This is a genomic window from Microbacterium kyungheense, assembly GCF_006783905.1.
In the GTDB taxonomy this organism is placed as follows: Bacteria; Actinomycetota; Actinomycetes; order Actinomycetales; family Microbacteriaceae; genus Microbacterium; species Microbacterium kyungheense.
Map to the genome: position 1 here is coordinate 66,440 of NZ_VFPE01000008.1, position 26,393 is coordinate 92,832.

Below are 26,393 nucleotides of genomic sequence, written 5' to 3' on the forward strand. Positions count from 1 at the left end.
GCAGCACTACCTCCACTACCTTTCCAATAGGCCTTGCGCGGCCCATTTGCGTCCCTCTAGCCTGGCTCGCACCACGATATGCGTAGTGTCACTACATCTGGATGACCATCGGTGGTCACACCGGCGGCGCTGCGCTCTATCGACGTCGATAGGAGAAATGGAATGCGACGACGGCGAATCGGCACCGCGATCGCGGCGGCGACAGCCTTGGCGGTGGGGACGCTGGTGCCCGCACTGCCCGCTTTCGCGGCGAGCACGGATGCGCAGCGAACGGTCACGGTCGACCTCGACGAGGTCGTGCAGGACGACTACCTCGGCATCGGGGTCAACGTCATCCCGTGGAGCCTCATGGGCGACACCGCCGCCTACGGCTACGACGACGCCGACTGGGAGGTCGACGTCGAGCGGATCCTCACCGTGCAGCCCAAGGTGGCGCGCGTATGGTTCCAGATCGACTGGATGGAGCTCGAGAAGGGACAGTACGACTTCGAGAGCCCCGAGATGAAGGCGTTCTACCGCTACCTCGACGCCTTCCAGCAGGCGGGCACCGAGGTGCTGCTGAACTTCGGGTGGAAGGTCGGCGAGCGCGTGCACGACTGGTTCCTCTACCCCGGCGTGCAGAAGCCGTACGAGAGCGCCCCCGGCGATCTGGTGGCGTACGGGCACTCCGCCTCCGCCCTGCTGAACGAGCTCATCAACAACCGCGGCTACGACAACGTCGACTACCTGACGTTCTACAACGAGCCCAACGGCAGCTGGGACTTCGAGGGACCCGCCGACCAGAAGGCGTACTACGCCGACATGGCGCGCAAGGTGCACGAGCAGCTGCAGGCCGACGGCCTGCGGGACGACGTGCAGATCTGGGGCCCCGAAGAGGTCAACGCCCCCGACTGGACGAAGTACATGGCCGAGAACGCGGGCGACGTGTTCGACCAGTACTCGTTCCACCTCTACGGCGAGTCGTACGACTTCATGAGCCAGGCGATCGACCAGCGCCGCGCCTCCATCGGCGACGCCCCGCTGAACCTGTCGGAGATGGGCTGGACCAACCCCGGCACAAGCGTCTGGGAGACCGGGTATCCGAACTACATCATCCGCAGCGCCAACGGCGGTGTGCACTCGAACCTCGTGTGGCAGCTCAACGGCGTCATGACCGACGACCCCCGCGGCGACACCAACGGCTCGTTCAACATGTGGGACTCGCTCGTACTCGGCTTGAAGCCGACCGCCGCGTTCTACGAGGCCGGGTTGCTCATGCGCTACATCCCAGCCCACAGCACGGTGCTCGGCACGGAGGTGTCGGACGACGACATCCGTGCGACCGCGTTCCGCGACGCCGACGGCGAGCTGACCGTGTTGGTGGAGACGGCCGAAGGGCGCCCGAAGGACGTCAAGGTGCAGTTCACCGGGGGCAACGTCAACGACCGCTTCAACCGCTTCGTGTTCGACGACTCGGTCGCCCAGCCCGAGGCGAACGCGCTGCTGCCGGCGACCACCGGTCAGTTCAAGCCCAAGAAGTCGGCATTCATCGACGGTGAGATCGGCTCCGCCCACACCTTCGCGATCTACACGACGGCACCGGCCGAGACCCAGGTCGCGATGACACCGGCGCAGTCGACGGTCGCCGGTGGCGCGCAGGTCGACCTGGATGCCTCGATCATCGACGGCAGCGGAAAGCTGACGTGGTCGGTGGTGGGCGAGGGCAACGGGTCGGTGGACGCGAACGGCGTCTTCACCGCGCCGGCCGTGGAGTCCGAGCGGTCGGTCGCCATCCGTGCCACCACGAAGAGCGGTGCCTACGGCGTCGCACAGGTGCTCGTCACCCCGGCACCGCGTGCCGGCGTCGCGGACGCCCCCGTGTTCAGCCTCGAACCCGGGCTGTACCCGTCGGTCGAGGGCGTGACGATCACGACCGGCACGCCCGGCGCCGAGATCCGGTACACGACGGATGGCAGCATCCCGACAGCCGCATCGACGCTCTACACCGGTCAGATCATCCTGAACCCGCTGCAGACGACGTACCTGCGCGCGATCGCGGTCGCGCCCGGGCTGGAGCCGTCGGGCGTGACGTCTCGGCTCTACAAGGTGCTCGACGTGCAGAACGCCCCCGACGGCTACGAGTTCTGCCAGTACGCCGACCGCGGGACCTGCGAGTTCGACGGCGAGGCGAGCGTCGCATTCGGATCGGAGGGTCTGTTCCGCTTCGGCACGTTCACCGACGGCGTCGACTGCACGGCGGTGTCGTTCGGCGGCGACCCGAACCCGGGCGGCGACAACCGGTGCTTCGTGAACCCCGAGATCCCCGACGAGGAGCCGGTGGTCACGATCTTCAACGCCGGCTTCGAGAGCCCGGCGACGAACGGCACGGCGAACGGTCCGATGGTCAACGGCTGGACGTTCAGCGCCCGCGCCGGCATCCAGCACAACGACAGCGTCTTCAACCCGGCGTTCCCCGCGCCGGAGGGCGAGCGCACGGCGTACCTGAAGACCGACTCGGGCCTGAACAGCCGGATCGACCAGACGGTCATCTTCCCGGCAGGCACGTACGCGATCACGTTCTACGCCGCGAACCGCGCCGACTTCGGTGGGCTGCAGGAGTTCGACGTGTTCGTCGACGACCAGCTCGTCGGCCACGCGGCACCGGACGACAGTGGCGCGTACGAGCTCCATCAGACGGACTCCTTCACCGTCGAGTCCGGCCAGCACACCATCTCGTTCGTCGCCACGACGTTCGAGGGTGACAACACCGGCTTCGTCGACGACGTGAAGGTCATCGTCGCGGAGTGACTCCCGGAGACGGCGCGTCGGCTTCGGCCGGCGCGCCGTCTCTCTGTGTCGGCATCGGGCGCAGCGCACGAGCGTCGACGTTGCGCTCACAAGAAAGCTCCGCGGCTGCTTGACCTTGACCTTGGGTCAGGGTTCACACTCGCCGCAGCGACGCGAAACCGGGTCGCCGACAACGGAAATCCAGGAGCACGACATGACTCTCGCCACCCCGAACCAGACCGCGGCCCAGGCGCAGGACCGCCCGGAGCTGCAGCAGATCCTCGACGACATCGTGGCCTCCGGCATCACCGGCATCACGCTGCGCGTCCGCGATGAGCGCGGCGACTGGACGGGCGCCGCAGGCCGCGCCGAGCTCGGCTCGGATGCCCTGCCACCGATCGACGGCCACGTCCGCGTCGGCAGCAACACCAAGACGTTCACGGCGGCCCTCGCACTCCGCCTCGTCGAGGAGGGACGCCTCGACCTGGATGCGAGCGCCGCAGGGTACCTGCGCGGGTTCGACCTCGATCCCCGCATCACCGTCCGGATGCTGCTGCAGCACACCAGCGGGGTCTTCAACTTCACCGGCGAGTTCTATCCCGACGGAACCGTGGTCGCCGGCATCCCCTCCACGATCTCGGGCAAGGAGTGGGTGGACAGCCGCTTCACGCGCTACGCGCCCGAAGAGCTGGTGCGCCTGGCGCTGTCGAAGCCCGGTCGCTTCGAGCCCGGCACGGACTGGAGCTACTCCAACACGAACTACGTCATCGTCCGGCTGATCGTCGAGAAGGTCACCGGCCGCCCCATCGCGGAGGAGATGGACCGCGCGATCTTCACACCCCTCGGGTTGCGCGACACCGCCCAGCCGACGTACGAGACGGCGATCGCCGAGCCCCATCCGCACGCGTACTACCGGTACGACGACGACGGTGTGGAGCGCACGGTCGACGTGAGCGAGCACAACCCGTCGTGGATCTCCAGCGGCGGCGACATGATCTCGACGTCGCAGGATCTGCAGACGTTCCTCACGTCGCTCGTCACCGGGCGCCTGCTCCCCGCCCAGCTGCTCACCGAGATGCGCACGACCACCCCCACCCCGATCCCCGGCATGGAGTACGGCCTGGGCGTCTTCGTCCAGGACCTCGGCGAGCACGGCACGGTCATCACGCACAACGGCGGCGCCGCGGGCTATGCAGCACTGGTGTACTGCACCCCCGACGGCCGCCGCTCGATGACGGCGACGCTCAACTACATCGACGACGCCGCGCTCACCCTGGCCGTTCCCTTCCAGCAGGGCTCGCAGCGGCTGGTGGATGCGGTCTTCCGCACCGCGCCCGCCGTCACCGCGTGACGACCGTGCCCCACGTGACTCTCCGGACGGCGGGACGACCGCCGTCCGGAGAGCAGGGCAGGCTGGAACCATGAGCAGCGGAGTCACCATCGGCCAGGCGGCCGCGTTCGTCGGCGTCACGGTGAAGACGGTGCGGCATTATCACAAGCTGGATCTGGTGCCCGAGCCCGAGAGGGACACCTCGGGCTACCGCCGCTACAGCGCCGACGATCTGCTGCGACTCGTGCAGGTGCGCACGCTCGCCGCGGCCGGCGTGCCGCTGGCCGACATCGGCGGCCTGCTCGACGCAGAGGACGCGGAGTTCGCCGAAGGGCTGGCCGAGGTCGAGACCCGGCTGAACGCCCAGATCGACGAGCTGACGGCGCGCCGCGACACCCTGCACAAGCTCACCGACGGCAACCGTGCGCTCCTTCCGGATCGGGCGGTGGCACTGCTCGAGCGGATGCCGGCGCTCGGGTTCAGCCCCGAAGAGACGGCCTCGTCACGCGAGGGCCTGGTTCTCGCGAAGGCGCTCGTGCCCGAGCAGTTCGACGACCACCTCTCGGCGATCGAGAACGCCGTCCTCGATCCGGAGTTCGTGGCGCTGAGCAGGCGGGGCGCCGGCGCCGCAGCGTGGACGCCCGACGATCCCCGCATCCCCGAGCTGGCCACCGCCATGGCGGACCACTACCTCGCTCACCCCGAGCACCTGCGGATCGTCACCGGACTGCAGGCGCGTACCGACACCTCCGCCCGCTACGGCATCGTGCGGGACTTCGGTTCGGACGAGGGGACCGCGGCCGAACGCCTGGTCGGTCTGGTCGAGGCGCGACTGCGCGCCGCGGGCGTGCGCATCCCCAGGCCGGACGCGCACTGAGCGCGGCCGGTCCGTGGCGGGATCCTCAGCCCCCCGCGGCGGGAGGCGTGCGCTTGGACTCGGCCAGCTCGTCGACGTAGAGCCCCGTCTCGTCGATCGTTCCGTTGCGGTACGCCTGGCGCCCCACCATGTGCGCCGACAGCGGCGCGGTCGCCAGCTGGATCAGCACCACCGGCACGAGGAACGCGACGACGGGCCACGACCGCAGCGACAGCGCGATGGCGAGGCAGATCAGGATCAGCCCCAGCACCTGCGGCTTGGTCGCCGCGTGAAGGCGCGTGGGCACGTCGCGGAACCGCAGCACGCCGATGGCGGCCGTCAGGCACAGCAGGGCCCCGATGAGGATCAGGACCAGCGCAGTCACGTCGAGTGCGGCATCCATCAGCGTTCCTGGTCCCTTCTCGCGACGAACCGGGCGATCGAGATCGACCCGAACACCCCGACGGCGGCGATGATGAGCAGCACCGGCAGTGTGCGGGTGTGATGGTTGATCGCCATCTCGGCGCCCAGCACGCACATCACCTCGGTGAGCAGGACGTCGGATGCCACGGCCCGGTCGAGGATCGACGGCCCGATGACGATGCGCCACAGGGTCAGCAGCGCGGCGACGCCGAAGATGACATAGATCGCGATCAGCATCACGTTCATCGCGCACCTCCCCGGACGGACGCGGAGCGGGCGGCCGCGGCATCCTTGATCGCCTGCAGCTGGGCGCGCGAGCCGACGGCGCGGACGATCCGCTCCTCCCAGTGGTGCACGCTGGCGCGCTGCTTCTCGACGTCGGCGTCGCCGCGCACCCCGATGACGTGCAGGTACAGGATCCGGCGGTCGCGATCGGTCTCGACGATGAGCGATCCCGGGATGAGGGATGCCGTCACGCCGACGTGCGTCATGATCAGATCGTCGTCGGTCACGAGGTGCGCCGCGATGATGGCGGTCCCCGGCTGACGACGGACGTCGAGCACCTGCCACGCCACCGTGAGCGACCCCTGCACCACCGCGAAGAGGAACTCGAGCACGAACACGAGCCCCCACCACAGGTTGACCCGGCCCGACAGCTCGACCGGCGGAAGGCGGAACACCCTCGTGACGATCACGGCGGCGATGAGGCCGGTGAGGAACGCGAGCCAGGTGAACTGGCCCCACAGCAGCATCCACAGGGCGATGAGCCACACGAAGAACGGCAGCTGACGCCACGCGGTCACCGCGGCGCGGCGCAGGCGGCTCTGGGGCAGGTCGGGGCTCACGGCGCCTTCTCCGTCCCGGTGGAGTCATCCTGCAGCTGCGTGAGCGACACCGGCTGCAGCAGCGCCTCGCCGATGCGGTTGCACACGTCGTAGAGGGGTCCGGCGAACACCGTCAGCGCGACCGTGACGGCCACCATGCCGGTGGTCGCGGCGGTCATGATCTTCGGGATGACCCGGCGCTCGGTCTCGACCCCGGCCGCGGGTGCGGTGCCGAGGTACGAGATCCGCGCCTCGGTCTCGGCCGAGTCCTCGTCCTCGCGCCAGAACGACAGGTTCCACGCGCGCATGAGCGCGTACAGCGTGAGCAGCGACGTGACGATGCCGCCCACCATGAGCACGATCATGATCGGCGTGCCCACCTGCGCCGCCGCATCGAACAGCGCGTACTTGCCGATGAAGCCCGAGAACGGCGGCAGCCCACCCAGGTTGATCGCGGGGATGAAGTAGAGCACGGCGATCACGGGCGCGGCCTTCATGAGGCCCTTGACCCGCAGGATCGAGGTGGACCCCGCTCTTCGCTCGACGAGGCCGACGGCCAGGAACAGCGTCGTCTGCACCACGATGTGGTGGACCATGTAGTAGATCGTCGCGCCGATCGCGGCGGGCGTCGCGATCGCGAGGCCGAAGATCATGTAGCCGATGTGGCTCACGAGCGTGAACGACAGGATGCGTTTGAGCTCCGCCTGCGCCACCGCCCCCAGCACGCCGACGATCATCGTCGCGAGCGCGACGAACATCAGCAGCATGTTGACGTCGTTGTCGAGGAACATCACGGTCTCGGTGCGGATGATCGCGTACACGCCGACCTTCGTCAGCAGGCCCGCGAACACGGCGGTGACCGGCGCGGGCGCGGTCGGGTACGAGTCCGGCAGCCAGAACGACAGCGGGAACACGGCGGCCTTGATGCTGAACGCGAGCAGCAGCATGAGGTGCAGCACGAGCTGCGTCTGCTGCGGGAGCTCGCCCATCCGTTCGGCGATCTGCACCATGTTGACCGTGCCGAGCGCGCCGTAGATCATCGCGATCGCGGCGAGGAACAGGATCGACGACACCAGGGACACGACGATGTACACGACGCCCGTGCGGATGCGCGACTCGGTCGAGCCGAGGGTGATGAGCACGTACGACGCGACGAGCAGGATCTCGAACCCGACATAGAGGTTGAAGAGGTCGCCCGCGATGAACGCGTTGAAGATGCCGGCGCCGAGGATCAGGTACGACGGGTGGAAGATCGAGACCGGCGTGTCGTCGTCGCCGTCGGCCGCGCCCTGACCGATCGAGAAGAGCAGGACCGCGAGCAGCACGACGCTCGACACCACCACGAGCAGCGCCGACAGCCGGTCGACGTACAGCACGATGCCGAACGGGATCGGCCAGCCGCCCACCGACACCGCGATCGGCTTGTCGCCCGAGTCGACGACGTACAGCAGGATCGCGGCGATCGCGAGCACCGCCGTGAGCGTGACGACCGAGACCACGACCTGGGTCCGGCGATGCCGGCCGGCGATGAGGGCGATCGCCGCGCCCAGCAGCGGGAGCGTCACCAGCAGCGGGACGAGCGCCGGGGCGATGGACGTCATGTTCATGCGTCGCCCCCGTCCTTGTCGTCATCTGCCGTGCCGCGCTTCTCGTCGGTCTGGATGCCGGTCCCGCGGGCCGCGTCGTCCGCCCGGGTGGCGGCACTCGTGCTGAGCGAGGAACGAGACGAAGCATCCCGGCCCCCGCCCTGCTCGGGGCGATCGACCGGAGCGTCGTCGCGGAGCCCGGCGAAGTCGCGGGCGCCGAGGATCGTGATGGGCGCCGTCGCGGTGCCCACGAAGTCGGTCGTGGTCTCGTCGTCGGCGTCTTCGATCTCGGTCTCTTCGTCGATGGCGTCCTCGGCGAGCGTGCCGCGGACGCGCACCTCGAGGTCGGCCTCGTCGTCCGTCACGGTGTCGGCCTGGCCGAGCTGCCACGAACGGTAGATGAGGGCGAGCAGGAACGCCGAGACCGCGAAGGTGATGACGATGGCGGTGAGCGTCAGGGCCTGCGGCAGTGGGTCCGACATGTCTTCGACGTCCTTGGCGGCGCCGAAGAACGGCGCGACGCCGGGCGCACCCATCACGATCAGCAGCAGCAGGTTCGTCGCGTTGCCCAGCAGCAGGAACCCGATGAGCACGCGCGTGAGACTGCGCTCGAGCATCGCGTACACGCCGCAGGCGAACAGCACCGCCATCACGATGATGAGGATGAGCGAGACGTTCACGGCACGCTCACCTCCTCCGGCGAACCCGATGCCTGAGCCTCCCGGAGCTCCTGCGCCTGGCGGTCGACCTCGGCGCCGAGGCTGCGGAGGACGTCGAGCACCAGACCGATCACGACGAGGTACACGCCGATGTCGAACAGCGTCGACGTGACGAACTCGACGTGGCCGAGCACCGGGATCGTGGCCTCCCAGAAGTAGCTGGTCAGCGGCTGGTCCCCGAGGAACACCGGGACCACGGCGCACGCGACGGCGATCGTCATGCCCGTGCCGAGCAGGCGCCCGGCGTCAGTGGGCGCGGCGGCGCCGAGCTCGTAGCGGCCGCCGGCGATGTACCGCATGACCAGGGCCATTCCGGCGACGAGTCCACCGGCGAAGCCGCCGCCGGGCAGGTTGTGGCCGGCGAAGAGCAGGTACAGCGACACGATGATGATCGTGTGGAAGAGGATGCGCACGATCACCTCGAGCATGATCGAGCGGTTCTCCGGCCGCACGCGCTGGCCGCCGACGAGCCATGCCATCGGCCCGCCGCGGGCGCCGCGGGGCTTGACGCCCTCTTCGGTCTCGACGAGCGGGCGGCGCGTGCGGATGGCGCCGGTGGGCAGTGACGAGATCGCGCGGGACAGCGTGTCGGCACGATGCGTGACGAAGACGAGGGATGCCACACCCGTCGCCGCCAGGATCAGCACCGACAGCTCGCCCATGGTGTCCCAGCCGCGCAGATCGACGAGGGCGACGTTCACGACGTTCTTGCCGTGGCCGAGCTGGTAGGCGAGGTCGGGGAAGCGCTCCGAGATCGGCTTCTCGACACGCGCGCTGGTCGCCACGATCGCGACGAGGGCCATCGTGATGCCGACAGCCGTCCCCAGCACCGCGCGCGCCACCGGCCACACCGAGGCGTTGTGCTCGCCCATGCGCGACGGGATGCGGCGCAGCACGAGGGCGAAGGCCACGAGCGTCACGGTCTCGACGAGGATCTGCGTGAGGGCGAGGTCGGGCGCGCCGCTCGTCGCGAAGAGCAGCACCATGCCGAGGCCGGTGACCGACACCAGCACGACCCCCGTGTACCGCTTGCGCGCGCGGATCGCGATGAGACCCGCGGCGATCATGATCGGCGCCACGAACAGCTGCATCGGCGTCTGGAACGCGTCGAGCTGCGCACGCCAGTCGTCGCTGGCGAGCAGTGCCGTCGCCTCAGCCGCGACGAACACGACGAAGATCGTGCCGACGTACACCGGCAGCGAGCCGCGCTGGGTGAGGCTGGTGGTCACCACCGACAGGCGCGCGATGACGCGCAGCGTGCCGTTGTAGGCATCGGCCGCGGTGAAGGGCAGCAGGCGCTTGGCGGGGCGCCACGCGCGCGTCACCCAGAACACCACGACGCCGAGCGCGATCGAGCCGAGCGAGATCCACAGGGCCGGCTCGAACCCGTGCCACAGCGCGAGATGGGCGGGATGCGCAACAGGTGCGACCCCCGGCGTCGATGCGGGCGCGGTGTCGGCGTACGGCGAGAACACCTTGTCGAGCCACGGCGTCGCGAAGCCGGCGACGAGGGTGAGCCCCGACAGCACGATGGGCGCCACGAGGAATCCCATCGGCGGGTCGGGCCATTCGGTGTCGGGGAGGCGGTCGCCCGCGGTGTCGCGCTTCGTCGAGAACGCACCCCACAGGAACCGGATGCCGTAGCCCGCCGTGAGCACGGAGCCCAGGGCGATCCCCGACACGGCCACGATCCCCCAGGCGTCGCCGCCCAGCGCCTCATGCAGAAGCGCTGCCAGCGCGCCCTCTTTCGCGACGAACCCGATCGTCGGGATCACGCCTGCCATCGAGGCGACGGCGATGATCGAGAAGGTCGCCATCACCGGCGCCTGGCGTCCGACGCCCGAGAGCTCGGTCAGATCGCGCGTCGACAGCTGGCGGTCGATCACGCCGACGACGAGGAACAGCGCGGACTTGAAGAGCGCATGGCTGAGGAGCAGGGCGAGACCGGCGAGGGCGGCATCCCTCGTCCCGAAGCCGAGCACGACGGTGAGCATGCCGAGCTGGCTGACCGTGCCGAACGCCAGCACACGCTTGAGGTCCGTCTCGCGCAGCGCCTGGAAGCCGCCGAGCAGCATCGTGAACACGCCGAGCGCCACCACGATCGGCCGCCACGGCGGGGCGATCGCGAAGACCGGGGCGAACCGCGCGATGAGGTAGATGCCCGCCTTCACCATCGCCGCCGCGTGCAGATACGCGCTCACCGGCGTGGGTGCGGCCATCGCGCCGGGCAGCCAGAAGTGGAACGGGAAGATGGCGGACTTGCTCAGCGCCCCGACCAGGATCATGACGAGCGCGGCGTCGACGACGGCGCCCGTGGGTGCGTCGGCGAGGATCTGCGAGATGCTCGACGTGTCGGCCGCGACGACGAGCAGGACCACGCCGATCAGCATCACCAGACCGCCGAGGGTGGTCACCAGCAGCGCCTGCAGCGCGGCACGGCGGCTCGCGGCGCGCTTGTTGTAGTAGCCGATGAGCAGGTACGACAGGACGCTCGTGATCTCCCAGAACATCACCAGCACGACGAGGTCGTCGGTGAGCACGAGACCGTACATCGCCCCCGCGAACGCCAGCAGCACGGCGGCGAACTGGCCGAGGTTCTCGCGCTTGCCCCGGAAGTACCAGCGGCAGTAGACCATCACGAGCGCGCCGACACCGGTGACGATGAGCGTCATCAACCACGACAGCGTGTCCATGCGCATCGACAGATCGATGTGCAGCGAAGGGATCCAGGCGTATGACTCGAACGGAATATCCCCCGCGAGTACGGTCGGCGTGAGCACGGCTGCCTGCACGAAACCCGCGATCGGCAGGATCGCCGCGATGTAGAAGGCCCGTGCTCCGATGCGCGATACGAACCACGGAAGCAGAAGCGGGACGACCGCGAACGCGCCGAGCACGAGGAGCATCCATGGCCTCCTCGGGGTCGTCGGCCGCACGGCGTCCAGGCAGGACGGCGGGCCAGGGCGATCGGGGTGTCCGGTCCATTCTACGGGCGGCAGGCATTCGCGGCGGCGCATGGACGGGAATCTCCGTCGGCGGCGACCGTCACCACCGGCATCCTCAGCTGAGGTTCGGGGCCGAGTTGCGGCTCGGAAGCCCGGGGCGGGTCCGCATCCCGGCTCTCATCCTCAGATGGGGAGGGGATGCCGCCACCCGGCCGTGCGAGAGTGTCAGGGTGAGCGCCGACGACACCCCGCGACGCAGCACCGCGCCGCGGTGGCTGCGGGAGCTGCTCGGCTGCGTCGTGGCCGCCGCGATCGCGGTCGCGGTGGTGGCTGCGGTCTCCTCGTCAGCGCGGTCCGAGCTGGTGTTCCGCGACGGCGACTCGATGATCACCACCCTCGTCGTGCATTCGCTCGCGATCGGCCAGCCGCAGGACTGGGCGATGTCCTCAGTGCTGTTCCTGCCCGAGATCGCCGTGCTGTGGGTGCTGTCGCAGCTCGGTCTGGGCGTGAACGGCGCCCTGGCCCTCGCCGGGGCGGTCAATGTGCTGGCCCTGTACGGCGCGCTCCGGGTCGCGGCCGGGTCGTCACGCACCGTGCGCGCACCGATCGCCGGCGCCCTGCTGGCCCTCGGCGCCTTCGGGCTGCTCGCGGCATCGGAGTGGTCGCCGTCACGCGACGCGCTCGAGCTCGCGTCGCTGCTCGTCACGACGACGTACTACAGCGCCACCGTCGTCGGAGCCGTGGTCGTGGTCGGACTCGCCCGTCGCGGGCTCGACCGCCGTGATGTTTCACGTGGAACGCGGGCGCGGGCGGTGGCGGTCGCCGGACTGGGGCTGGTGGCGGCCGCCTCCGTCCTCACCAATCCCCTGTTCGCCGCGTGGGCGACGGTCCCGCTCGGCATCGTGCTGGCGGTGATCGGCGTGCGATGGCGCACCGCGTGGTGGCTCGCGGGCGCACTCGTCACAGGCTCCGTCGTCGGGTACCTCGCGCGCCTCCCGCTCGCCGACCTCATCGCCAACACCGGGGCCGGTTACATCGATTCCTCGCAGTGGCACGCCTCGCTGGACTACTACGGTGCGCTGCTCGCCGACAGATGGGGTGCGCCCTGGGGAGCGGCATCCCTCGTCGCCGTCGTGCTGCTCTGGGGGTGGAGCCTCGTCGCCACCGTGCTGCTGGCCCGCCGGCGCGACCCGGGAGCCCTCGTCGTCGCCGCGTGCGGGTGGATGATGCCGCTGGTCGTGACGGTCGGGGCCGTCGTCCTCGGCACGCACGCCGCGCGGTACCTGCAGCCGGCCGTGTTCGCACCTCTGCTCGGGCTCGTGGTGCTGCCGACGCTGCTGCCGCGGTCCCTGCCCGTCATGGCGGCGCCGGCCGCCATCGGTGCGGCAGTCCTGGCGGTGGCGGCGGCCGTGGGACTCGGCATCCCTCCGCTCGTCGCCGCGGCGACCGCACCCGACCGCGACCTGGAGTGCGTCGTGCAGTGGGCCGAAGGTTCCGGCCGCGTCGGTGGCGGCCAGTTCTGGACCGTCCGGCTGCCCAAGACGCATCTCGCCGATCCGCGGGGCCTCGTGCAGGTCGACCACCAGCTGCGCGGCTACGCATGGCTCGTCAATCGCGACGACTTCTCTGCGGACGGGCTGTCGTTCCTCGTGACCGACGCCCACTCCCCCGCGTTCGAGCTGCCCTCCGGGGTCTCGATGGCGGATGCCGCACCCGTCCCCTGCGGCCGGTACACGATCTACGACTTCGGCGACCGCGCCCTCCCGATCGGACCGCTGCGCTCCTGACCGGCCGGCGGTCGGTCACGCCGGGGCGGGCCCCGAGGTATTCCCCTCGCGGAATGTGCAGGTGAAGCGGATGGATGCCGCGGGCCGGCCCTCCAGCATGGCGGCGACGGCGGCCCCGGCGGCACGGCCCTTGTCGGCCGCGGGCTGCACCGCGGTGGTGAGTTCGTACGGCGCCAGGCCGTCCACCACGATGCCGTCGAATCCGGTGACGCTGACGTCCTCAGGCACGCGCAGCCCCGCCTCTTCGGCGGCGCGCACGACGCCCGCGGCGAGCAGATCGCTCTGGGCGATCACGGCCGTGGGGCGGCGATCGGGATCGGCGAAGATCTCGCGTCCTGCCGCGAGGCCCTCATCGATGAAGCTGCCGGCCGCCGCGTAGGCCGGGGCATCGGGGAAGACGTCCAGCGCACCGGCGAGCCGGTCCCGCGTCACGTCGACCGTGATCGCGGTGTCGTCCCCGATCCAGCCGCGCTCCCAGTCCACGCGCACGGGCAGGGTGACGACGGCGGCACGACGATGTCCGAGCGCACGCAGGTGGCTGGCGAGCTGGCGCTGCGCCTCGCGGTTGTCGAGGTCGATGCGCGGCACATCGCCGCCCGCGTCGCCCTCGATCACGACCACCGGGATGCCGCGGGCCTTGACCGTCTCGAGCGACTCGCGCAGCATGCCGCTGCACCCGATGAGCACGGCGGCGTCGAGCGGCGCCGTGGTGAGCGAGGGGCCGGCCGCCTGCGCGGCATCGCTCCCGGCGGGCTCGTGGTCGCGCAGCAGCAGCAGTCCGGCGCCGAGCGGAGCCACGGCGTCGGCGAGCCCGTCCATCATGAGCGTCTTGACCGGATCGAGGAACGCCTGACCGAGGTGCTCCTCGAAGACGACGCCGACGATGCCCGAGCGTCCGCGGCGGAGCGACGCGGCCCGAGGGTCGGGACCGGTGTAGCCGAGGGCGGCTGCGGCGTCCAGCACCCGGCGGCGCGTCGCGTCCGACACCGGGGTCTTGCCGCTGAACACGACCGAGGCGGTCGACGGCGAGACGCCGGCCTCGCGGGCGACGTCCGAGATCGTGGCACGGCGCGTGCCGGGGTCGTGACGGCTCATGTCGTCCTGATCGTAGCCCGTGCGCGGCATCCATCCGAATCGATTCGGCCTGCGCCGATTGCCGGTTTAGGTCTTGTCGAATCGATTCGGTAGCCTGTGCGGATGGACACCGCGCTCACCCGTACCCAGCTCGTGCGCTGGCGTGCCGCGATCTTCACGATCTTCTTCGTCACCGGCCTCGGATTCGCGTCGTGGGCGTCCCGTCTTCCGGCGGTCAAGGCAGACCTCGGCATCAACGACCTGCAGCTGGGCGTCCTGCTGTTCGTCAGCGGCGCGGCATCCATCGTCGGCTTGTCGCTCGCCAACATCATCGTGGCGCGCTGGGGTGCGCGACGCGGCATGTTCGTCACGATCATCACGTTCGCAGCGGGTGGGCTGGTGGCGGGGCTCGGCGTGCAGTTCCTCCAGTCGTACGCGGTGGTCTGCGTCGCGATGGTGCTGATGGGCATCGGCATGAGCGCCACCGACGTCATGATGAACGTCGAGGCCGCAGCGGTCGAGCAGTCCTTCGAGAAGACGCTCATGCCGCTGTTCCACGCGTTCTTCAGCCTGGGCACTGTCGCGGGCGCCGGCATCGGCATCGCGATGGCGGCCCTGAACGTCGGCGTCGCCTGGCACCTGTGGGGCGCCGCGGCCCTCGTGCTGCTCGCGGGGCTGTTCTCGCTCACCGCGGTTCCGACGCGCGAGATCGTGCACGACGACCCGACCACGAAGGTCTCTCGCCGCGACCGGTTCGCCGAGCTCCTGTCGGTCTGGCGCGACCCGCGCACCTACGCGATCGGCGCCATCATGCTCGGCATGGCCTTCGCCGAAGGCAGCGCGAACGACTGGCTCACGATCGCGATGGTCGACGGCCACGGCGAGACCCAGACGACCGGCGCGGTCGCCCTCACCGTGTTCTCGGTGGCGATGACCGTCTTCCGCATCCTCGGCGGCCCGCTGGTCGATCGGATCGGCCGCGTCTGGACGCTGCGCGTCCTGTCGATCGCGGCGGGCGTCGGGCTGATCACGTTCATCCTCGCCCCGAACCTGCCCGTGGCGTTCATCGGCATCGCGCTGTGGGGCGCGGGCGCGTCGCTCGGCTTCCCCCTCGGCATGTCGGCGGCCGCCGACGACCCGAAGAAGGCCGCGGCCTCTGTCTCGGCCGCCGCGACGATCGGGTACCTGGCGTTCCTGTGCGGGCCGCCGGTGCTCGGCTGGATCAGCCACCAGATCGGCATCCTGCCGACGCTGTGGATCATCGTGGCCCTCATCGCGATGTCCGGGCTGGCGTCGGGCGCCGCCAAGCCGATCGCGGGATCCAAGGTCGGCGCCGGCCACCACTGACCCTGACGCCCTCGTCGACGGGATGCCGAAGCCGCCGGCATCCCGAGACAGGGGATCGAGCCGCCGAACCAGGGGATCCGCGGCGAGACACAGCGCGACGTCCTCTGCTTCGGCCGGGATCCCCGGTCTCGGCGCACCGGGCGACTCCGCGAGCGGGCGGTCGGCGCAGGGGGCGGTCGGCGCGCGATGCGGTCGGCGCAAGGCGCGCGGTCGGCGCAGGATGCGGTCGGCGCAGGTGCTGCCGGAGGTCAGAGCCGGTCGGCCACCGTCGCCGCCACGGTGAGCCACGCGTCGCGCGTCTCGGGGGCGAGCGCGTCGAAGTCGATGGGCCCGCCGTCGACGAGCGACGGGTCGAACGGCGCCTTCACGACCGCCGACGTGACCTGCTCAAAGTGCTGCGACAGCCGCGCCTCGAGCTGGCGGTCGGGGCGCGAGGACGGCGCCGTCAGCACCGTGACCGCCTCGTCGATCTTCCTGCCGAAGCCCTTCTCGCGAAGGCCGTCCAGCAGCCAGGCGGCGCTGGCGGCGGTGTCTTCGCGGACGGTCGACACGATGACGAGCTGGTCGGCGGCGGCGACCGCGGCGACCCAGTTCGAGGCGCGCATGTTGTTGCCGGTGTCGACGATCATCAGCCGGTAGTAGCGGCGCAGCAGCGCGTGGAGGCGGTCGAACGCCGCGGAGTCGATGGTCGACGAGGCGGCGGCGTCCTCATCCGAGGCGAGGACGTCGAAGCGGGCGTCGACCTGCGTGCGCACGTAGTGGTCCAGGGCGGCCAGGCTCGAGCCGCGGAAGTTCGAGGACTCGTCGAGCTCTTCGAGCAGGTCGACGGCGGTGCGGTGGTGCGGAGCGTTCTGCGCGCGCCAGCCCAGCGTGCCGCGGGTCTCGTTGTTGTCCCACGCCAGGGTGGCGCCGCCGCGGATCGTGCCGAACGTGGCGGCGAGCAGGAGCGTGCTGGTCGTCTTGTGCGCGCCGCCCTTGGGGTTCAGCACGACGATGGTGCGCGGCGCGTCCAGCCGGCGCTGGACCCGCTTCTCGCGGTCGAGTCGAGACCGTTCCGCGCGCCCGGGCGCCGGAGAGATCAGCCCGCCGGTCGCGCGTCGCACCGCGGCCTGCCAGCCTTCGGTGGCGCGGGCACGGCTGCTGCCCCCGCGCGAGTCGAGCAGGTCCTGCACGGTGGGGCGCACCTCGGGGGCCGGGGCAGCGGGCGCCGCCGCGGGCGACACGGCCGCCGCTGCGGCCGACACCGGCGTGGGCGCCGTGACCGACGGCGACGCAGCGGCAGACGATGCGACCGTGACGGCCGCGTCATCGGCGGGGACGGCGGCCGCCTCGAGCTCTTCCGCGAAGGTGCCGTCGGGGTGGACCACCAGCGGCCAGCGCGACGTGCCCTCCACGAGGGTGGCGTGCGCGGGTTCGCCGGAGGATGCCGCGAGCTGGCGGATCTCTTCCACGACGCGGTCGCGCAGGGCGAGGGTGTCGGGGGCGACGACTTCGGCGACCTCGCTGCCGACGTGGACTTCGGCGACGGTGCTGGACAGGATGTGCACGGTCGCGTCGGGCAGACGTGAGTTCATCGGTTCTCTCCGGGCGATGGGGCGTATGAGCCGGGTTCGGGGGCCCGCAGCAGACGGCGGGCGGTGACGGGCACCGGACCCGTCAGGATCGCAGCGTCGGCCGTCGTCGCACATGCGACACGGAGGTTCACGCTAACCGACCAGCCTGCGGGCAAGCTGAGGCGCGGCCGACAGGCGGCAGGTCGGCGGAGGGGCCGGGCCGCCCGAGCCGCGGGCTAGGCTCTTCGGGTGCGTCTCGTCATCGCCCGCTGCTCCGTCGATTACACCGGGCGGCTCAACGCCCACCTGCCGCTGGCGACGCGCCTGCTCGTGCACAAGGGCGACGGCTCCCTGCTGGTGCACTCGGACGGCGGGTCGTACAAGCCGCTCAACTGGATGAGCCCGCCGTGCCGGCTCGATGTGGAACTGCCCGACGAGGAGTCCGCCTCGGCCGGTGTGCTCGAGCACTGGCGTGTGACGCACGCCAAGACCGGCGACGCGCTGCTCGTGCGCATCTATGAGGTGCTGCACGATTCTTCGCACGAGCTCGGCATCGACCCGGGCCTGCAGAAGGACGGCGTCGAGGCCGACCTGCAGCGCCTGCTCGCCGAGCAGGTCGACGTCATCGGCGAGAACCTGACGCTCGTGCGCCGCGAGTTCCCGACCGCGATCGGGCCGGTGGACCTGCTGCTGCGCGACCCGGCGGGCGGCACGATCGCCGTCGAGGTCAAGCGCCGCGGCGACATCGACGGCGTCGAGCAGCTCACGCGCTACCTCGAGCTGCTCGGTCGCGACCCGCACCTCGCCCCCGTGACCGGCGTGTTCGCCGCGCAGGAGATCAAGCCCCAGGCGAAGGTGCTGGCCGCGGACCGCGGCATCCGCTGCGTGACCCTCGACTACGAAGGCATGAAGGGCATCGAGTCGGGCGCGCCCCGCCTGTTCTGACGCGACCCCGTCCGGGGTCTTGTGTTCTGTCCCTCTGACAATACATACTGTCGCGGAGACAGTTCTTTGAGGAATGGATGCCGCGCGATGACGCTCGACGACTTCCGGCGTGAGATCGCCGACCCCGCCATCGAGTTCCGCCCCGAGCTGCGCTGGTGGCTGGCGGAGGGCCTGCACACCGATGCCACGCTGCGACGCGAGATCGAGGATGCCCACCGCCTCGGCTTCGGCGGCATGGAGTTCCTCGCGATGGACGAGGGCGCGATCGACCACGCACGCTACGGCTGGGGCGCGGAGGAGTGGGTCCACGACTCGCAGGTGGTGGTCGAAGAGACGACGCGCCGCGGTATGTCGGTGAGCTTCACCTCGGGCACCAACTGGTCCAACGCCAACCTTCCCACCATCGACCCCGACCAGCGGGCTGCGGCGCAGGAGCTCGACGTCGTGCACGAGACCCTGGCCGCCGGGCGGTCCCGCTCCGGCGCGCTCCCGCGGGTCGACCTCGATGCGCCGATCGCCGCGACGACCCTGCCCGGCCATCGCGGCACGGTCCGCGACCAGCACCTCGCGGCCGTCGTCGCGGCACGCGTCACGGGCGAGGGGCTGCTGGATGCGGCATCCCTCACCGATCTGACCGCCAAGGTCACGGGCGAAGCACTCGACTGGACAGCCCCCGCCGAGCCCGCCGACGGTGAGTGGCGCCTGTTCGTGTACTGGGTGCACGGCACCGGGCAGACGGCATCCCCCTCGGCGACCGTCAACTACACCGTCAACTACCTCGACCGCGACGGCGTGGACGCCGTCATCGCCTACTGGGACGAGGTCGTGCTCACTCCGGCGCTGCGCGCCGAGATCGCCCGCAACCCGCGCGCGCAGATGTACATGGACTCGCTCGAGCTGTCGACGTACGGTGCCGGCGGCATGTTCTGGGGCTTCACGGTCGCCGACGAGTTCCGCGCGCGCCGCGGGTACGACATCGTGCCGTGGCTGCCGTTCCTCACGCGCCAGGCGCCGTTCATGGCGGTCTCGACCGTGTACGACCATCAGCCGGCCGACGAGGCCGCGCGCGTCACCGTCGAGAAGGTGCGCTTCGACTACGTCCGCACGCTCACCGACCTGTACATCGAGAACATGCTGCGCCCGTTCGCGGCGTTCCTGCACGGAGTGGGCATGACCCTGCGCGCCGAGATCAGCTACGGCCTGCCCTTCGAGCTGACCAGGCCCGGGCCCGAGGTCGACGGCATCGAGACCGAGTCGCTCGAGTTCGGCGCCCAGATCGACGCCTACCGGCTCATGGCGGGACCAGCGCACCTGTTCGGCAAGCAGTACTCGTCCGAGACGGGCGCGACGACCCGCAACCACATGCTCGACCACCGGTTCTACGACCAGATCATCGCGACGCAGCTCGCCGCGGGCATCACCAAGACCGTGCTGCACGGCTGGGCGAGCCCCGCCGGCGCCGAGGGCGTCACCGAGTGGCCGGGCCACGAGGGCATGTGGCCGATGTTCTCGGAGCGGTTCGACACGCGTCAGCCCGGGTCGGAGTTCTACCCCCTGTGGACGGCGGCGATCGGCCGGCTGCAGTACGCGCTGCGCCGCGGGCGCCCGCGCATCGATGTCGGGATCCTGCGCACCGATCACTTCACCGACAACCTCATCGGCATGGCCCTCATCGGGCCGGACGGCGAGCGGATCCCCGACGAGGTCGCGTATGGCACGATGTGGATGCGCGACCGCCAGAACCACTGGTGGCAGGACCTCGGCATGCAGGATGCCGGCATCACGTACGAGTTCTTCGACGGCTCGCTGCTGCTGCGCGACGACGTCGTCTTCGACGGCGACGAGGTGCAGCCCTCCGGCCCCGGCTACCGCGCCCTCGTCGTCTACCAGAGCACCCTCGACGCCGACGTCGCCGCGCACCTGCTCGCGTGGGCGCGGCGGGGACTGCGGCTCGTGGTCGTCGACGGCGCGCGCGAGCTCGAGTCGCTGCTGGCCGGGCGGTTCCGGACCCACGAGGTGGCGGCATCCTCCACTCCCGGGCTCGACGGGCGCGACGACGAGCTCGCCACGACGATGGCGGAGCTGCGGAGGATGCCGGGCGTCCGCGTCGCGGCGCCGTCCGGGGTGGTCGCCGCCCTCGACGACCTCGGCGCCGGTGGCCGTGCACGGTTCGTCGACGACGATCAGCACGTCCTCACGCACCTGCGCGAGGACGCCGGGCTGGCCGTGCTGTACGCGTACCACTTCCTCTATGAGACCGACGAGCCCACGACGGTCCGGGTCGCCCTCGACGGCACGGGGCCGGTGCATCGCCTCGATCCGTGGACGGGCGAGCTGCGCCCGCATCGGGGCGCCGCCGCCGACGGAGACCGGACCGTCGTGGAGCTGACGCTCTCTCCCGGCGAGGTCGCCGTCGTGGTGCTCGACCGTTCGGCGGCACCCGCGGACTCCCCCGCGGCGGCGCCGGTCGAGGTCGCGCGCGCGGAGGTGTGGCGCCTCGAGGTCGAGAGCTGGGACGCCGGCGAGCCCGAGGTGCTGACCGAGGACCGCGGTCTGGGCTACGAGACCAGAGAGGTGCGTCCGACGACGGCCGTCACCCGCATCGACGCCGGGGAGGTGCGGCTGGAGCCCTGGTCGCGCCTCGACGCCGTGGGTCCCGAGGTCTCAGGCGTCGGCCGGTACACGGCCACCCTCACCGTGCCGGAGCTCGCAGCCGGAGCGCGCTACGTGCTCGACCTCGGATCGACGTGCGGCGGTCTCGGCTCGGTGCGCGTCGGCGACGGACCCGAGCGCGGCTTCGACACGGCGCATCCCGTCGTCGAGGTGACGACCGACCTGCGGGCGGGCGGCAACGAGGTGGTGGTGCGCGTCTCGAGCTCGCTGAACAACCGCCTTCGTGCCCGCGGCTACTATGAGCGCGTCCCCGACATCGGGGCGCAGCTGACCGGCGAAGAGCGCATGCAGCACGCGATCGTGCGCGAGTACGGCCTCATCGGACCGGTGCGGCTGCTGCGCGAGGAGTGAACGCGCCAGGACCACCGAGAGGAACGAGAGCACGATGGCCCGAGGCGAGCTCGACACCGACGCCTCCGCTGACCTCAGCCCGGTGATCGGCGCCGACCCCCTCGATCTGCGGCTGTCGCTCGCGTCGATCGTGCACTGGGCGGACAGCACGGCGGTGCGCCGCGACGTCATGGCGAGGGTCGCGTTCCCGGTCGACGACATGGGCATGTTCCTCGTCGTCAACCAGCTGTCGTACAACGGCGCCATGCGGCCGATCGAGCTGTCGCTCGCGCTGGGCATGACGGCCACCAACATGAGCAAGATCGTCGGCCGGCTGATGCAGGCGGGCCTCGTCCAGCGGGTTCCGGCACCCGACGACGATCGCGGTGTGCTCGTGGCGCTCTCCGATAACGGGCGTGCCATCGGCGAGAGCATCATGTCCGTCGCCGAGGCGAACCTGCGACTCGTCCTCGCGGACTGGTCGCCCGCCGAGGTCGAGGAGCTCAGGCGGACCATGGCCCGCCTCGCCCGCGTGCACCGCTCCGTCGCGGAGCGGCGCGCGGGCTCCCCCTAGGCTGGAGGCATGGCGACCCGATCACCGTGGACATGCATCCTGTGGGATGTCGACGGCACGATCGTCGACGCATCCGAGGGGATCCTGCGCCGCCTCACGATCGCGCTGGAGCACTTCGGCAGGCGCCCTCCCACACGCGCGGAGCTGGTGCACTGGATCGGCCCGCCCATGTTCGAGTCGTTCCAGGTCAATGTCGGCATGACGCCCGAGCAGGCGGCCGAGGCCGTCACGTTCTACCGGGGCCTCAACAAGTCCGAAGGGTATTCCGCGGGCGCCAAGCTCTTCCCCGGCGTGGGTGAGCTGATCCGGGATGCCGCGGCCGCCGGCATCCCGCAGGCCACCGCCAGCTCCAAGCCCGAGGTGCAGGTCGTGGCGCTCATGGACCACTTCGACCTGTCGACGTCGTTCATCTCCATCGTCGGTGCCACGCCCGACGAGAAGACCCTCAGCAGCAAGTCCGATGTCGTCGCCGAGGCGCTGCGCCGTCTGCAGGCGGCCGGCGTCGACACGAGCCGGCCGGTGCTCGTCGGCGACCGGCATCACGACGTCGAAGGCGCCGCCGAACACGGCGTGCCTGTGATCTTCGTGCGCTGGGGCTTCAGCTGGCCGCACGAGTCCGAGGGTGCCCAGGCTGTCGTCGACGACGTCGACCAGCTGCGCGCCCTGCTGATCTTCGACGCGGCCGCGGAAGGACCCGGGGCGGACGACGGCCCCGGTCTCGCGGGATGACCGATCCCGTCGCCACGTTCGTCGGCTGGCTGGTGCCGGCCGTGGTCGTGTTCGGCGTCGCGGCGATCGCGGTCGCGGTGCTCGTCTGGGCTGTCCGCCGCGCGCGACGCTCGCCGCGCGCCCGCGCCGCGGCCGAGCAGGCCCGCGTCCACGCCGGAACGACGCTCGTGCGCCTCGACGACGAGGTCGGCGAGCTGGACCTCGAGGTGGGCCTGTCAGGCGCCCTGTACGGCGGCGACGCCCCCGCCTCACTGCGTCGCGCACGACTGACCGCGCAGCATGTGCGCGACGACGCCTTCGAGGAGTACCGCGCGATCAGCGCACCGGGCGTGGCGCCGGCCGAGGTCAGCCGGGGCGCCGCCCGCATCGACCGCCGCACCCGCGAGGCCCTCGCCACGGTTGCCGCCGCACGCGCCGAGCACGGCGCGTGGGTGCGTGCGAACGTGTCTGCCGCGGGTCAGGTCGAGTCCGCGCGACGCAGACTCGCCGAGCTGCGCGCGACGATGGGTGATCCTGCCGCGCTCGTCGCCGAGCTGTCGGCGCGATTCGCCGAAGAGGAGTGGCGGGATGCCTCGCACGCGGCCCATGCGGCACTGGCCGAGGTCGCCGAGGCCGAGCGACTGCTCGACGCCGCCGCGTCGCGAACCGCGGATCCTTCGCTGAGCGCCCTGCCCGACCTCGCTGCGGCGGAGCGCGCGCTGCGCCGTGCCGGAAACGACGCCCGCACGCTCGAAGAGACGCACCGGCTCGTGCTGCAGGCCGCGCAGGCGGTGCCCGACGAGATCGCCGCCGCGCGTGCCGCGCTCGCGTCGGCCTCTCACACCCACCAGAACCTCGAACCCGCCGATGCCGAGCGCCTCGGCGCCGAGCTCCACGCCATCGATGCGGAGCTCACGCGCGTCGAGACGGATGCCGCCCGCCGGCCGACGCGCACCGTCGACGCCATCGCCCGGCTCCGAGGCCGGCTCGACCTCGCGCTCGGAGACGCCCGCACCGCGCAGCAGCGCCTGCGCGGGGCCCGCACCGCGCTGCCCGGAACCCTTGCGGCAGCGCGCGGCGCGATCGCCCAGGCGGAGGCGTCCGTCGCCCGCTCACGCGCCGGAGCCGACGCCCGCTCGAGGCTCCTGTCGGCGCAGCACGAACTGGCCCAGGCGCGGCAGGCCGCCGATCCCGTCGCGGCGATCGACGCCGCCCGCCGCGCGCTGCGCGACGCCGAGGACGCGAAGGCACTGGCCGACTACGCCCGGCTGTCGGCCCGCTGAGCTCTCGCTTTCTCACAGCGCACCCCGTCCGCCGCGACGTCGCTCGCTACCCTGAACGCATGAGCGACGCTCCGACCTCTGCGCCGAACCGCGTCCTCGCCGTCGTCGCGAGGATCCCCGGCACGCTGGCGATGATCGGACTGATCCTCGTCGCCGGCGTGGTCTGGCAGGGGCTGTGGCGGCCCTTCGAGGACTCCCCCGTCTTCGAGGCGGTGGCGTACGGACTGCCGGCCTTCGAAGCCGGGCGCTGGTGGACCCCGATCACGGGCACGTTCTTCGTGAACGAGCCGTGGGTGTACGCCTTGACGCTCTCCACCTTCGTGGGCATGGCTTACCTCGAATGGCGACGCGGCACGCGCGTGGCGCTGGCGTACTACTGGGTCGGGCAGCTCTTCGCGATCTGCGCGACCGCCCTCCTTGTGTGGCTGCTCTCGATGTTCCCGTGGGCGTGGGCAGCCACAGAGGCAGCAGCCCTCGACGTCGGGGCCTCGGGCGGCACGTTCGCCTGCATCGCCGCCGCGATCGGGCTGCTGCGCAGTCCGTGGCGCGTGCGGGGGTGGCTCGTGCTGCTCGGCTACCTGTTCGTCGCGATGCTGTTCTGGGGAGCGCTGGCCGACCTCGAGCACCTCGTCGCCGTGCTGCTGATCCTGTTCGTCGACCGGTCGCTGCGCATCCAGCGCACCACCATCCGCGAACAGCGGCTCATCGCCTTCCTGGCCGTGCTGGTGCTGGGCGCCGTCGAGCTCGTCACGCTCATCGTGCCGACCGACGGCCCCTTCGGTCCGACCGCGCCCGCATCCGGCGGGTTCTGGGACGTCGCCCTCGACGCGGTGGTCATCCTCGTCGTGGCCAACGGGCTGCGCCGCGGGCGACGGTGGTCGTGGATCGTCGCGATCGTGCTCGCGGTGCTCAACATGCTGACCGCCGCCCTGGTGGTCGTGCTCATCGTCCTCACCAGCGAGCGTCAGCTCGAGGCCACCATCGACGGAGAGACCGAGCTGTCGCTGGCGAGCGGCGTGCTGTGGCTGCTCATGTTCGTCTACCTGATCTGGGTGCGCGGCGCGTTCCGCGCGCGACGCCGCTCACGCATCGGACGCCAGCCGTCGCCCACCGTCGACGACGCGGTCGCCATGCTGCGCTCCGACGGCGGCGGCACCCTCTCGTGGATGACGACGTGGGAGGGGAACACCTACGCGCGCACCGTCGACGGCATCGTCGCCTACCAGCGCCGGGCGGGGGTCGCCCTCGCCCTCGCAGATCCGCTCGGCCCCGAGGCGTCGCGTGCGGCATCCGTCGCCGAGTTCATCCACGACGCCGAGCGTGCGGGCCTCGTGCCGTGCTTCTTCAGCGCGAACGAGGCCACCCGGGCGGCCGTGCCGTCGACGTGGCGGAGCCTCGTGGTGGCCGACGACACCATCGTCGACCTCGAGGGCCTGGAGTTCACCGGCAAGCGGTGGAACTCGGTGCGCTCGTCGCTCAACAGGGCCGGGCGCGAAGAGATGACGTTCCGCATGACCCGGCTGAAGGACGAGTCGTGGGGCGTCCAGGCGCAGCTGCGCGCGATCTCGGAGATGTGGGTCGGCGAGAAGGATCTGCCCGAGATGGGGTTCACCCTCGGCACGCTCGTCGAGGCCGAGAGCCCCGACGTGCGGCTGGCCCTCGCGATCGCGCCGAACGGCGACGTCGACGGCTTCCTGTCATGGCTTCCCGTGTTCGGCGGCGACGGCCGGATCCGCGGCTGGACGCTCGACCTGATGCGCCGGCGGGACGGCGGCTTCGGGCCGGTGATGGAGTATCTCATCGGGTCTTCGGCGAAGCTCTTCGCCGAAGAGGGCGCCGAGATCATGTCGCTCTCGGGTGCGCCGCTCGCTCACGACTACCCGCCGGACGCGGGCATGATCGCCGCGCTGAGCGAGCGTCTGGCTGACGCGCTCGAGCCCGTGTACGGGTTCCGGTCGCTGCACCGGTTCAAAGAGAAGTTCCACCCGCGGTACGAGACGCTGTACCTGCTGTATCGCGACGAGACGGATCTCACGCGGATCGGCGGCGCGCTCACGCGTGCGTTCCTGCCCGACGCCACCCTGCGTCAGTTCGCGGGCGCCGGTCTCGAGCTGGTGCGCGGCGAGGACGCGGATGGCGGAGCCGACCGCTGACCGAGGCCGGGGCGTCCACTCCCGGATTGCCCTGACCTCGCGGTGGGCGCGCTGAAGCCGCGGCACCCACGATCTGAAGAGGTCGGGATGCCGCGGCTCACTGATCGCGCGAGGCGATCAGTCCGCTCGACTCAGAGCGGGCGGATGTTCTCAGCCTGAAGACCCTTGGGGCCCTGGGCGATCTCGAACTCGACTCGCTGGTTCTCCTCGAGCGAGCGGTAGCCGCTCGACTCGATGGCGCTGTAGTGCGCGAAGACGTCTGCGCCGCCTTCATCGGGAGCGATGAAGCCGAATCCCTTCTCGGAGTTGAACCACTTGACGGTGCCCTGCGTTGCCATTACTTGCCGTTCTTCGTTGATCTCGTCGCGATTGCGGCGATTGACTCCAACGTAGTGAACTCGCGGGCGCACGGCGAGACCCTCGTCGGATGGTGACACAAACGTTGCACGCGACGATGAGGGTTTCGGGTACGCCCATCGTACGCCCGGGCTGAGCGGTGCTCGAAGCCCGGGCGTCG

General features: G+C 70.8%; 20 protein-coding genes. 11 read left to right on the top strand and 9 right to left on the bottom strand.

Annotated features, from left to right (window positions below):
• The first annotated feature begins 162 nt into the window (after positions 1-162).
• The 3 genes from FB391_RS18665 to FB391_RS18675 all read left to right on the top strand — a co-directional run bounded on the left by FB391_RS18665 (position 163) and on the right by FB391_RS18675 (position 4,973).
• The gene (locus FB391_RS18665) at positions 163-2,787 is read left to right on the top strand and encodes a chitobiase/beta-hexosaminidase C-terminal domain-containing protein (protein WP_141896678.1); all 2,625 of its coding nucleotides are present in this window, start codon (positions 163-165) and stop codon (positions 2,785-2,787) included.
• A 193-nt stretch (positions 2,788-2,980) separates the two neighbouring features.
• Entirely contained in the window at positions 2,981-4,117 is a 1,137-nt protein-coding gene (locus FB391_RS18670) for a serine hydrolase domain-containing protein (RefSeq protein ID WP_141896680.1), read from the top strand.
• A gap of 70 nt (positions 4,118-4,187) precedes the next feature.
• The gene (locus FB391_RS18675; protein WP_141896682.1) at positions 4,188-4,973 is read left to right on the top strand and encodes a MerR family transcriptional regulator; all 786 of its coding nucleotides are present in this window, start codon (positions 4,188-4,190) and stop codon (positions 4,971-4,973) included.
• 25 nt (positions 4,974-4,998) lie between these two features.
• On the opposite strand, the gene mnhG is transcribed toward FB391_RS18675, so the two are convergent.
• The 6 genes from mnhG to FB391_RS18705 are packed head-to-tail and all read right to left on the bottom strand — an operon-like array spanning position 4,999 to position 11,410.
• On the bottom strand, positions 4,999-5,355 hold the full coding sequence (gene mnhG, locus FB391_RS18680) for a monovalent cation/H(+) antiporter subunit G (RefSeq protein ID WP_141896684.1): 357 nt from the start codon (positions 5,353-5,355) through the stop codon (positions 4,999-5,001).
• On the bottom strand, positions 5,355-5,621 hold the full coding sequence (locus tag FB391_RS18685; protein ID WP_141896686.1) for an MrpF/PhaF family protein: 267 nt from the start codon (positions 5,619-5,621) through the stop codon (positions 5,355-5,357). Before FB391_RS18685 ends, mnhG begins: the two co-directional genes overlap by 1 nt.
• On the bottom strand, positions 5,618-6,220 hold the full coding sequence (locus tag FB391_RS18690; RefSeq protein ID WP_141896688.1) for a Na+/H+ antiporter subunit E: 603 nt from the start codon (positions 6,218-6,220) through the stop codon (positions 5,618-5,620). The genes FB391_RS18685 and FB391_RS18690 overlap by 4 nt, the downstream gene beginning before the upstream one ends.
• Positions 6,217-7,800, bottom strand: a complete 1,584-nt coding sequence (locus tag FB391_RS18695; protein ID WP_141896690.1) for a Na+/H+ antiporter subunit D — start codon at positions 7,798-7,800, stop codon at positions 6,217-6,219. Before FB391_RS18695 ends, FB391_RS18690 begins: the two co-directional genes overlap by 4 nt.
• Positions 7,801-7,802: 2 nt before the next feature.
• Positions 7,803-8,465 (bottom strand): Na(+)/H(+) antiporter subunit C, encoded by a 663-nt coding sequence (locus FB391_RS18700; RefSeq protein WP_246093619.1) that lies wholly within the window; start codon positions 8,463-8,465, stop codon positions 7,803-7,805.
• Positions 8,462-11,410: a Na+/H+ antiporter subunit A gene (locus FB391_RS18705; protein ID WP_141896692.1), complete on the bottom strand. Its 2,949-nt coding sequence runs from the start codon at positions 11,408-11,410 to the stop codon at positions 8,462-8,464. The genes FB391_RS18700 and FB391_RS18705 overlap by 4 nt, the downstream gene beginning before the upstream one ends.
• Positions 11,411-11,679: 269 nt before the next feature.
• On the opposite strand from FB391_RS18705, the gene FB391_RS18710 reads away from it, so the two are divergent.
• Positions 11,680-13,236, top strand: coding sequence for a hypothetical protein (locus tag FB391_RS18710; RefSeq protein ID WP_246093620.1), 1,557 nt, complete (start codon positions 11,680-11,682; stop codon positions 13,234-13,236).
• A 15-nt stretch (positions 13,237-13,251) separates the two neighbouring features.
• On the opposite strand, the gene FB391_RS18715 is transcribed toward FB391_RS18710, so the two are convergent.
• Positions 13,252-14,331 carry a LacI family DNA-binding transcriptional regulator gene (locus FB391_RS18715; RefSeq protein ID WP_141896695.1) on the bottom strand — a complete coding sequence of 360 codons (1,080 nt, stop codon included), beginning with the start codon at positions 14,329-14,331 and terminating at the stop codon, positions 13,252-13,254.
• Between the two features lie 102 nt (positions 14,332-14,433).
• Here FB391_RS18715 and FB391_RS18720 point away from each other — a divergent pair, with 102 nt between their 5' ends.
• Positions 14,434-15,657 carry an MFS transporter gene (locus FB391_RS18720; protein ID WP_141896697.1) on the top strand — a complete coding sequence of 408 codons (1,224 nt, stop codon included), beginning with the start codon at positions 14,434-14,436 and terminating at the stop codon, positions 15,655-15,657.
• Positions 15,658-15,905: 248 nt separating this feature from the next.
• Here FB391_RS18720 and FB391_RS18725 read toward each other — a convergent pair whose 3' ends face one another.
• On the bottom strand, positions 15,906-17,231 hold the full coding sequence (locus tag FB391_RS18725; RefSeq protein WP_141896699.1) for a MinD/ParA family ATP-binding protein: 1,326 nt from the start codon (positions 17,229-17,231) through the stop codon (positions 15,906-15,908).
• A 228-nt stretch (positions 17,232-17,459) separates the two neighbouring features.
• Between FB391_RS18725 and nucS the strand changes: the two genes are divergently transcribed.
• The 6 genes from nucS to FB391_RS18755 all read left to right on the top strand — a co-directional run bounded on the left by nucS (position 17,460) and on the right by FB391_RS18755 (position 25,876).
• Positions 17,460-18,155, top strand: coding sequence for an endonuclease NucS (gene nucS / locus FB391_RS18730; RefSeq protein ID WP_141896701.1), 696 nt, complete (start codon positions 17,460-17,462; stop codon positions 18,153-18,155).
• 87 nt (positions 18,156-18,242) lie between these two features.
• On the top strand, positions 18,243-21,179 hold the full coding sequence (locus tag FB391_RS18735; RefSeq protein ID WP_141896703.1) for a glycosyl hydrolase: 2,937 nt from the start codon (positions 18,243-18,245) through the stop codon (positions 21,177-21,179).
• A gap of 34 nt (positions 21,180-21,213) precedes the next feature.
• Entirely contained in the window at positions 21,214-21,732 is a 519-nt protein-coding gene (locus FB391_RS18740) for a MarR family winged helix-turn-helix transcriptional regulator (protein WP_141896704.1), read from the top strand.
• Positions 21,733-21,741: 9 nt separating this feature from the next.
• On the top strand, positions 21,742-22,461 hold the full coding sequence (locus tag FB391_RS18745) for an HAD hydrolase-like protein (RefSeq protein WP_141896705.1): 720 nt from the start codon (positions 21,742-21,744) through the stop codon (positions 22,459-22,461).
• Positions 22,458-23,723, top strand: a complete 1,266-nt coding sequence (locus FB391_RS18750) for a hypothetical protein (protein ID WP_141896706.1) — start codon at positions 22,458-22,460, stop codon at positions 23,721-23,723. The genes FB391_RS18745 and FB391_RS18750 overlap by 4 nt, the downstream gene beginning before the upstream one ends.
• 59 nt (positions 23,724-23,782) lie before the next feature.
• Entirely contained in the window at positions 23,783-25,876 is a 2,094-nt protein-coding gene (locus FB391_RS18755; protein WP_141896707.1) for a bifunctional lysylphosphatidylglycerol flippase/synthetase MprF, read from the top strand.
• 131 nt (positions 25,877-26,007) lie between these two features.
• Here FB391_RS18755 and FB391_RS18760 read toward each other — a convergent pair whose 3' ends face one another.
• Positions 26,008-26,214 carry a cold-shock protein gene (locus FB391_RS18760; protein ID WP_018173742.1) on the bottom strand — a complete coding sequence of 69 codons (207 nt, stop codon included), beginning with the start codon at positions 26,212-26,214 and terminating at the stop codon, positions 26,008-26,010.
• Positions 26,215-26,393 lie beyond the last annotated feature (179 nt).